This window comes from Streptomyces sp. SID13666 (assembly GCF_010548325.1).
Taxonomy (GTDB): domain Bacteria; phylum Actinomycetota; class Actinomycetes; order Streptomycetales; family Streptomycetaceae; genus Actinacidiphila; species Actinacidiphila fildesensis.
Genome location: NZ_JAAGLX010000036.1, coordinates 76,737 through 86,663 on the forward strand (window position 1 = coordinate 76,737; position 9,927 = coordinate 86,663).

Here is a 9,927-nt window from a genome sequence, read left to right on the forward strand (position 1 = left end):
CTCAGGGACCATCCGTGGCGGCCATGGCAGATCGGACCTGCCGCACGGCGGCATCAGTAGCCGCAACTCCCTGCTCGACGTCGGGTGCGGTCGTCCCGTAGCCGAGGGAGAACCGCAGCGTTGAGTCAGCGTCATATCGACTGAGTCCCATTGCGAGGAGCACGTGGCTCGGACTCGGTGCCCCGGATGAGCAGGCACTGCCGTCGGATGCCGCGACGCGAGGCATGGCGGCGAGGACCGCGTCCGCAGGAACGCCTGGAATGGTGACGCTGGTGACGCCGGGGAGCCGGGGAGATCGTGCACCGTTGATCCAGCAGCCTGGCATGCTCTTGATCAGCGCCACCTCCAAAGCATCCCTCAGCTCCGCGATGCGCAAGGCCTCCTGCTCCAAGTGGATTCGTGCGGCTTCTGCGGCTGCCCCAAGTCCAGCGATGCCGGCCACGTTCAGCGTGCCGGCACGCCAACCACGTTCGTGCCCCCCGCCGAGGAGGAGTGGCTGGTACGGCACATCAGCACCCCGGCGAACAAAGAGGGCACCGACACCTTGCGGGCCGCCAAACTTATGGGCGGACAAGGACAGCAGATCCACATCGAGCTCCCCCAGGTCAAGAGGAAGTCGACCGACATACTGTGTAGCGTCCGTGTGGACCAGGGCTCCGACGGCATGGGCCGCCTCGACGATTGGCGCGAGGTCGATCAGCACCCCGGTCTCATTGTTTGCCATCATCACCGAGACGAGAGCCACCTCGCGTTCGCACAGCACCGCTCGAAGCAGGTGAAGGTCGACGGCGCCGTGTTGGTCGACCGGCAAGACGACGAGGCCATCGGGGCGTCCTGAGGTGAGGGCACGAGCGGTTTCCAGCACCGCAGGATGCTCGACTGCGGTGGTTACCAAGGCACCGCCGCGGGCGCGGGCGGCGCCCAAGGCCAGGTTGTTTGCCTCCGTGGCGCCGGACGTGAAAATGATCTCGCCAGGGGAGCAACTGAGCAGCTCAGCGAGCCGACGGCGGGCACCATCGACTCTGACGGCTGCGTCCCGTCCCGGACCGTGCATGCTGGATGCGTTACCCACGCTGCGCAGCGCGGCGAGACTGGCTTCGAGGGCTTCAGGTCGCAGCGGCGCAGTGGCGTTGTAGTCGAGGTAGACCACATCCGTGCCCTCCGGATCTTGGGCCATAATACTTACCCCCCTTGGCTGCACTACGCTCCCGATGCCTCTCCTGGCGACTCCTCGCAGCAGGATTCCCACATCCACCAGGAGTGTACCGAGATCCTAGTGAACGCTTGCGACCACTGGGACCGACTCGCCGCAAATGACCCGCCAACAGTGATCCAAGGCACTACAGTCGACCGCGGGCATCGCCCTCTAAGGGCTGCCCGCCAATAGCCTCCTTGACCTGCGGCGATGGCGGTGGCGAGAGCGCTTGAGCCATCCACGCAACGCTCACCCGAGGCATCGTAAAGGAGTTCCATGAACTCCTGGCGAGCCGTGAGCACAGGTCGTCCGAAACCCCCAGGAGCAGTCTGGTCACCTAGGCCGCGGCTCCCCCGCCCGCGTGCCAACATTCGTGACAGACACCCATGATATATAGAATATACATTCGATTAAGCAGACTGTCGACGCCCTCGCCGAACCACCCCACCCGCCATCGGCGTCCAGACCAATGCCGTATGCCGTTGCGTTAGTGATCACGCCATCGGTGGTTCAGGGTGACGACGATCGGCGGGCGGTAGTGGCTAGCGGGTTCGCCAGGGGCTTTGCTGCCGTAGCCAGTGATTCATGAGCGGATCTTGCGGGGGCAGCCACGGCACCCCTGACGGGCAGCAGGCTGCGGCCGATCTCGGCAAGCCCGAGGCGCCGGTCATGTCTGCGGGGCGGAGGGGGGAAAGCCGCTTGGTGAGATGACCGTGCGGCGAACGGGTGCAGAGCTCGGTTGAACGAGGTTCGCTCGACGGTGCTGCGATGCAGACGGGGCAGCCTCGTCCAGCAGATCCCGGGCGGCTCGGTGCACGATCAGGTGCGCGCAGATCTCCTGCCGCACGCCGTCCGGCGCCTGCGACCTCAGGACTGGGCGGCAGGGCCAGAACCCACAGGCCCCGGAACAGCCCGCCGGCCGGTGCCCAGCGGCCGGGCGACGGACCGGAACAACTCCCGCATCACAGGCCACCCGAGCCGCTGACGGGCCCAGGCAAGAGAGGACTTGTTCTTCCCGACCAGGACCGCGGCCCCGAATCACCGGTCTTCACCAGACGCAAGACCTCCAAGTAGTCGTCCTGCGGGAACAAGCACATCGCCAGCACGAGTACACCTTGAACGGCGAACAACAAGCGCCGACGCTTCACCAAGCGCCCTGTCTCACCCACCACCCGGTCCACCAGCTCAGACAGGCGCCACTGGGTCAGCGCTCCCAACCCCAGCCGCTCCAGACGGGAGATCAGCACACCAGGTCAACCGCGAGGCAGCAGCAAAGGCAACGGCATTGGCATCCAGATGTCAGAGGGAACCAGCGCAGGACCTCAACCGGCAGGGCGTTGGCCTGCGGAAATGCGAGATCGGAACACGCTTGTCAGCAGGCGGGTTTAGGGTGAGCGCAAGCCGTCGCCGAAGGATGCCCTTCGCTTGGCCTTCTGCTGAATTGCGTTGGGGGAAAGTCATGCTGATGGATCGTCGAGTAGTGCTGCCACGCCGCTCAGGGGCTACTACCGGCCGGGCAATGTGCCCGTGACGACATGGTCTCCGGGCATCCCGTTCCAGGCAGTACTGGACAGCGCCCCGATGCCGTATATCCGCGAGAAGCTCGGCAAGGAGCTGTGTGCTCTTCTGGACTTGATCGACGGCGGTGCGACCACGGATGAACGGCTTCGGGCCGTCGCAGCTGTGGCCATCGACGCCGAGCGGCTTACTGCTGACACCGCCGAACGCAAGGAACTGCTTGCCCTGCTTCCAAAAGCCAAGCAGAAGGAGCTCGCGCATCGGCTCGGCCTCGACCCGCCGAGCGCGGAACCACTAGCCCACCTGCGCGCCTTGAAGTGGACGGCCGATCAGCGCCGCGAGCTGCTGGAATTCCTCGGGTTCACCATCGACCGCGTACCGGTGACGCCGCCAGCTTTCCGACGAGAGTGCGAGCCCGAGTACCCCCTGTTTCCGCATCAGCGCGACGCGGCCTCGCGTGTACGCGAGCTCCTCTACAACGGCCCGCGCCGCGTCGTTCTCCATCTGCCCACTGGGGTGGGCAAGACCCGCACCGGGATGAGCCTCATCTGTGACCACCTCCGGGACCGTAAACCAACCCTCGTAGTGTGGCTCGCCCATGGGCAGGAACTGCTGGAGCAGGCCGCTGCAGAGTTCGAGCGAGCCTGGTCGAAGCTGGGCGACCGGCCCGTGCCGGTGGTCCGCATGTGGGCGGACGCACCCACGGTTCTCGACGGAGTGACCGACGGGATCGTCATCCTCGGCCTGGAAAAAGCGGTTTCGGCTGCGAAGAGCAAGCCGGGCTTCCTCGAGACTCTCGCCGCGCGCAGCACCCTGACAGTATTCGATGAGGCGCACCAGATCATCGCGCCCACCTTCCAGCAGGTCGTGGACGCGCTGACCATCCGCCCCGACGCCAGTCTCCTCGGCCTTACTGCCACCCCAGGGCGCACATGGGCGGACATTGCCGAGGACGAGCGCCTCTCGGACTTCTTCTCGCGCCAGAAGGTGATGTTGAAGATCGATGGCTACAGCAACCCGGTGACGGCCCTAATCGAACAGGGCTATCTGTCGCGGCCCACGATGAGGACGGTGGCCTCGGAGGCGGGCTTGCACCTGTCTGCGCGTGATCAGCGAATTCTGGCCAGCTCATTCGATATCCCAGCGAGCATCGTGGCCGAGCTCGCTCGCGACGAGCAGTGGAATCTGAAGGTCGTCCAGACGATCATGGAGCTTCTGGAGCAACGTCACCGGAGGATTCTGGTGTTTGCGGCGTCCGTCGAACACTGCCGCCTGATCGCCGCGATCTTGTCGGCGGTCAACCTCGATGCCGAATTCGTCACCGGCGAGTCATCGCCCCGCCACCGTGCACAAGTTATCAATCGGTTCAAAAGCGCTGGCCGTCGTCCGATGGTGCTATGCAACTACGGCGTCCTGACCACAGGTTTCGATGCCCCAGCCGCCAGCGCCGCCGTCATCGCGCGCCCGACCAGATCGCTGGTGCTCTACAGCCAGATGGTTGGCCGAGTAATCCGCGGCCCGCGAGCCGGCGGAACCGCAACCTGCGAAATCGTCACCGTCGTCGACCCTGAGCTCCCCGGCTTCGGGGATGTCGCCGACGCGTTCATCAATTGGGAAGACGTATGGGAGACCGCATGACCAGTGGCGGCAGCAATTACCGAATCGTCAGCCCTTCGCTGACTGTGAAAGCGATGCGTGACAGCGGTTACAAGAACACGGCTTACGCCCTGGCCGAGTTGATCGACAACAGTATCGACGCCCACGCGACCTTGGTGGAGGTCTTCGCCTGCGAGTGCCCGGTACCAGGTGTCTCCCGGACAACCCATCGAGTCGAAAAGATCGCCGTTCTCGACAATGGCGACGGTATGAACGCGGATGCCCTGCGCAGGGCCCTGAAGTTCGGCGATGGCCGCGGAGATGATCGGAAGCGCATAGGGCGCTTCGGGATGGGTCTGCCCAACTCCAGCATGTCCCAGTGCACTAAGGTCGAGGTGTGGTCTTGGACCAACGGACCGGGCAACGCCTTGTACACCTACCTCGATCTCGCCGAGATCGAGGTAGGCCGTGACGATGTGCCGGAGCCGATCCATACGCCGTTGCCAGACTACTGGCGCGACCTCAGCGATGGCCTCGGCAACACCGGCACCCTCGTGCTGTGGACCGACCTCGACCGGGTCAACTGGCACGGTGCCGCCGCCACCCTGCGCAACACAGCCGACAACATCGGCCGCGTCTATCGGCACTACCTCAACGCCGGCACGGTCGACATTCGGATGGCACCGGTCCGCGACGGAGCGGTGATCGCAGGCACCTACAATGCGGCCGCCAACGACCCGCTGTACCTCATGGGGTCGGCGAGCACGCCGCCGCCGTTCAGGGGCGAGCCTATGTTCGAACCGTTCAGCATGGGCTCGGAGGACGAACCCGGAGTCGCGTACTTCCCCATCGTCGTCGACGGCACAGAGCACAAGATCAAGGTCACCGCCTCGATTGCCCGGCCTGAGGCCCGCCGTGCGGACGTGGAGGGCCATCCGTGGCCGGAGGACGCCAACCCCAACGTAGACGCCGGTTCTCAAGCCTGGGGCAAGCACGCCCGCCACAACATCGGCATTTCACTGATTCGTCAGGGCCGCGAGCTAGACCTGGACTCCTCATGGGCCATCGGCTACGACCCGGTGGAGCGCTGGTGGGGAGTCGAGATTGATTTCCCCCCAGCCCTCGACGCAGTGTTCGGTGTAACGAACAACAAGCAAACGGCAACAATCTTCTCTTCGCTCGCCCACTTCGACTGGAGGGCCGAGGCGGAGGAAGACGAGACGCCTAAGGCTTTCAAGGACCGCCTCGCTGAGCTCGGAGACCCTCGGACTGGCCTCATCGATCTTGCCCTCTACTTCGAGACCAAGCTGCTGCCCGCCATGCGGCGCAAGCTCAAACAGCAGACCGTCGGCAACCGGAAGAGCCGCAAGCGGCACGACAATGACGTCACCTCCAAAGCCACCGACGCGGTCAAGCGCCGGAGCGAGGACGGACACACCGGCAAGACCGACAATCTCGCTGCGGGCACTTCCACCGAGGACCGGCGGCAGGAGCAGGTCGATGCCCTCACCCAACGCCACCACCTCGACGATGACACGGCGCAGTCACTTGTGGCAGAGTCCCTGGAGAACGACTGGCGCGTGCGCTGGCTGTCCAGCTACCAGGATTCGCACGCCTTCTTCAGCATCGATCTCATGGCTGGCATGCTGCAGGTGATCTTCAATGAGAAGCACCCGTTGCACACCCACCTGATGACGGTTCTCGAAGAGGTCCCCGAGGACGCCACAGTGGACGACCTCCGGCACCGCCTCGAGCGGGCATCGGACACGTTCAAACTGCTGTTGTTCTCTTGGGCCCGTATGGAGGACGAGATCCCCAACGACCGGCAGCGTGAGAAGATCGCCGACGCTCGGCAGGACTGGGGCCGCTATGCGCGCGACTTCATCGACGGCGAGAACGACGAGTGACAGAGCACGACCACGTCTGGCAGCAGATCTCGGCCCTCCTGAAGCACGCATCAAACAGCGTGATCCTCATCGCGCCGTTCATAAAGAAGCCGATTTTCGAAGCTGCCGTCGACGCAATTCCCGCCTCTGTGGAGACTATTCGCTGCGTGACCCGGTGGACCCCGGCGGAAGTTGCCGCCGGGGTCTCGGACCCGGAGATCATGGAAGTTGCCGAGAGGGACAAGCGCGTCCGCGTGATGCTCTGTCCGACCCTGCACGCAAAGATCTATGCAGCTGACGACTACTGCCTCATCGGCTCGGCGAACCTGACTGGCAAGGCCACCGGGCGGGTTCCGGGCGCCAACATAGAGCTGCTCATCAAGGTAGCCACGGCCCACCCTGAGGTCCAACGGGTGCTCGGCCACGTCGAGTCGATCGCAAGGAGCGCTAGCCTGGAGCTTGCTGCCATCGTGCGCCGGCAGGCAAACCTGCTAGAGGAGACGGGCGCGGCCTCATCGGTGCCCGATGTTGAAAGCAAGGCGGCAGCGCTCTGGTACCCCAACACCCGACGACCAGAGAACCTCTACGCGCTATATAACGGCCGGGGTTCTTTCGCAGCCGCCGTCGAGGCGGGGATCATCGAGGATCTAGCTTTGCTCGACATCCCAGCTGGGCTGGACGAGAGCGACTTTCATGCGGCCGTCCGCTCGCGCCTGGGTGAGATCCCTGAACTCCAGAGGCTGCAGGCAGGCCACAACTTGAGCAGCACAGAGCTGCAGAAGGCGATCGCGGAAAGATCGGGTGCAAGTGAGGGTCTAGCGCGCCGGCGGACCGAGAACATAGCAGCGTGGCTTCAGTACTTCGATCGTTACTACACCGAGGTGGATACCTGGGCGCTCCGGCCAGGACGCGAGCTGACGTGAACTGCTCTGCTCCGCGCGTTACGAGTTCGAGGCGCTGGTCAGGGAGAGGTTTGGCTCCGCGGCTGCCGAGGCGATCGGCTGGGTTCCCGCGTGCGGTCCATATCGCCGCCGAATTCTCCCGCCATGACCGGGTGGCTGTGCATGAGCACGCGTCTTCTCCGGTGGCCTGTCGAGCTTGCTGCTGATCGAGTCCGCGCCCGGGTCTACGAGCCCGCCTCCGGCTCGGCGGCACAGCAGGGAGCGGCAGGCAGTTGCTGGTGGGCAACAAGCTCCGACCGGTCTCGGAGGCGTTCCCGATTCTCTGCGGTACTTGTACGGTGAGCTGAACAAGGCCCTCACTGCGGGGGGCGAGGTTGAGACTGGAGCGGCTTTCTCCGGAGCGATGCGCTGGGAGCTGATGACCGGGGTTCCGCAGTTGAGTGGGCGCTCTAGTCCACGAATCGGGGCTCTGACCTTGGGATACGCGTGATCGCACGCCGAACGGGCGTGTGCCTAGGCGCTGATGTTCCTGCTGGTCAGCGCGCTTCGCCGGTCAAGTGGTCTGGAACGGCGGGAAGTTGCAGCCACCACGCTACTTGATGCCCACCGCCTGAAGGAGCGCCTCGATGGTTTCGGATCATGGTCTGTATGACCCAGAACGCGGCTCTTGTCTGGCCAAGGAGGCTGGCATTGTTCGCCCGTCGGGATCGGCAGGCAAGCCGCTGACCTGCGCGTGTTTCCAGGACTAGACACACGCCGACACAGCCGGCGGAAGTATATTGCAGCAGGTCAGTCAGCCTTTTCGTGGACTAGAGCCCCGCACAGCTGCGGAACCCCGGGATGACCATCCGCAGGAGGTCTGTGGGAGGCAGACATTCAGTGACCCTGCTTCTTGTCCACAACGGTGCCCGTTCCGGTGGCGGGTGCGCTGTTCCCGCGACAGTCCGGCCAGCGGGTGGTAGATCCTCTGGGGATCACCAAGTGACCACCACGCCGGTCGATTTCACCCTGATGGGATCTCCGATTCAGGGGTTTCCATCAACCCGGCGGTTTGCAGGACCAGTGGTGGCCCGGCACATCTCTCGCACAGGGGCTGGCAACACTCGCGCATTCGACTCCGTCCTCGGGCTCCGCCCAGACGCACTGGCGGAGCCTGCCGCCGTCCCTCTCCCGCCGGGTGTGTCGGACGGCTGCTCCTCGGCGCCTCGATCATCGGGTGGGCGGGACAGCACCTCCGGCGACGACGGAGACCCGTCACCGTGGGGGATGGCTACGCAGGCGGACGCATCACCCTGTTGCAGGTGGCTACCCGCCCTGGAATACCTCGGTACCCGTTTCGATTGCTCCCCTTGTACTGATCACGGGAGGGGGCGCGGGTGACCGACCTGATGCTGTTCCGGCTGGATGCCGATGGCCGGGACGTCGAGCTGCGAAGTTCGACGGTGGCGCTGGAGGTCGACCTACAGCGTCGGATCGAGGCAGGGATGGAGGCGATGCTGGGCATTCGTTTCCTGGCGTCGGAGTACCCGACGGGGCCGTGTGACTCTCCTCCCGAGAGTTCCCTAGGCCCAGCGGAGCGTGCTCCTGCCGCAGCGTGTGCCTGACCTGGAGGTCTATCCACCCCATCCAGCAGCGTTCGCAGCCTGATGAGATCTCATGATTCCCGAGATGTTATCGTCTAGTTCGACTAAGTGATCAAATAGTCGAGCCGGAGGTCTCGTGTCCCTGGCGGTCGTACGAGATCTTCGCCCGGAGCTTCGCTTGACGACGCCGGAGGAAGTCGCGGACTTCGAGCAGGACCTGCTGTCGGAGTTCGTCCTCGCTCGCGCTTCGGCCGGCACCGGCGACGGGACGGTCGCCGGCGATGTTGACGTGATCGTCGAAGTGCGCTCATGGTTCGGCCGCCCGCTGTGGGAGATGGAACCTCGCGATCTGGACCGGTTCTTCGGCCAGCATCAACGAGACCTGGCGCATGGCACGAAGGTCCGCAAGGCTCACTCGCTCAGCACCTTCTTCGAGTTCCTCGAACTACGGCACAAGCCCGCCATCCACGCCGCGACCGGCCACGTCGTCGAATCGCCGCTGGATGAGATCAACCGGCCCCGCGGATCAGCCCTGTCCCGGCTGCGGATTCCGCCGCCGCCCGGGGAGATCGACCATCTGTTCTCGGCCTGGCGCGACGAGGTGCCGCAGGCACGCAAGCCCTTGCCTATCCTGCGGAGTTACACCGCAATGCGGCTGGCGAGCCTGATAGGCCCCCGGGTCTCGGAGCTGTGCTTGGCGAACGTCAACGACATCCACTGGGAGCTCGGCCAGTTCGGAAAGATCCTTCTGCGGGGCAAGGGGAGGCGCGGCAAGAAGAAGGAGCGGCTGGTCCCGCTGATCAACGGGAGCCGTCAGCTGCTCGAGTGGTGGGTTGATGGTCCCCGCTGGCAGTACGACGACCGCGTGGACGAGCCAGGATCCCGGCTGTTCCCCTCGGAGCGGCGGGCCGCTGATGGCTCGAGTTTGCCGGTGGATACCGACACGCTCCGCCTGCATCTGAAGAAGATGGTCGCGCAGCACCTCCCGTCCCAGATGGGCAACCTGACGCCGCACACTCTGCGGCACTTCGCTGCCTCGGAGCTCTACCGGCAGGGCGTGGATGTTGTGGCCATCCAAGAGCTGCTTGGCCATAAATGGATCAACACGACCATGATCTACATCAACCCCCGGGAATTGCATCAAACGGGCGAGAAGTCGCAGGTCACATGGTCACGGCGGGAAACGGAAGGGTTCCTCAGCCTCTACAAACTGGCAGCCTGAGCAGGGCTGTTGCCTAGGTGAGCCC

6 protein-coding genes are annotated in these 9,927 nt (G+C 64.6%); 4 read left to right on the top strand and 2 right to left on the bottom strand.

Annotation, left to right across the window (positions count from 1 at the left end; genetic code table 11):
• Window position 1 precedes the first annotated feature (1 nt).
• Window positions 2-1,177: a cysteine desulfurase family protein gene (locus G3I60_RS33015; protein WP_164296108.1), complete on the bottom strand. Its 1,176-nt coding sequence runs from the start codon at window positions 1,175-1,177 to the stop codon at window positions 2-4.
• A gap of 980 nt (window positions 1,178-2,157) precedes the next feature.
• Window positions 2,158-2,442 carry a transposase domain-containing protein gene (locus G3I60_RS33020; protein WP_343241469.1) on the bottom strand — a complete coding sequence of 95 codons (285 nt, stop codon included), beginning with the start codon at window positions 2,440-2,442 and terminating at the stop codon, window positions 2,158-2,160.
• A 280-nt stretch (window positions 2,443-2,722) separates the two neighbouring features.
• On the opposite strand from G3I60_RS33020, the gene G3I60_RS33025 reads away from it, so the two are divergent.
• From G3I60_RS33025 to G3I60_RS33040, 4 genes are all read left to right on the top strand, one after another.
• Window positions 2,723-4,351 (top strand): DEAD/DEAH box helicase family protein, encoded by a 1,629-nt coding sequence (locus tag G3I60_RS33025; protein ID WP_343241468.1) that lies wholly within the window; start codon window positions 2,723-2,725, stop codon window positions 4,349-4,351.
• Window positions 4,348-6,216 carry an ATP-binding protein gene (locus tag G3I60_RS33030; RefSeq protein WP_164296106.1) on the top strand — a complete coding sequence of 623 codons (1,869 nt, stop codon included), beginning with the start codon at window positions 4,348-4,350 and terminating at the stop codon, window positions 6,214-6,216. Before G3I60_RS33025 ends, G3I60_RS33030 begins: the two co-directional genes overlap by 4 nt.
• The gene (locus tag G3I60_RS33035; protein ID WP_164296105.1) at window positions 6,213-7,118 is read left to right on the top strand and encodes a phospholipase D family protein; all 906 of its coding nucleotides are present in this window, start codon (window positions 6,213-6,215) and stop codon (window positions 7,116-7,118) included. The genes G3I60_RS33030 and G3I60_RS33035 overlap by 4 nt, the downstream gene beginning before the upstream one ends.
• A 1,740-nt stretch (window positions 7,119-8,858) precedes the next feature.
• On the top strand, window positions 8,859-9,902 hold the full coding sequence (locus tag G3I60_RS33040) for a site-specific integrase (protein WP_239070551.1): 1,044 nt from the start codon (window positions 8,859-8,861) through the stop codon (window positions 9,900-9,902).
• Window positions 9,903-9,927: the final 25 nt, after the last annotated feature.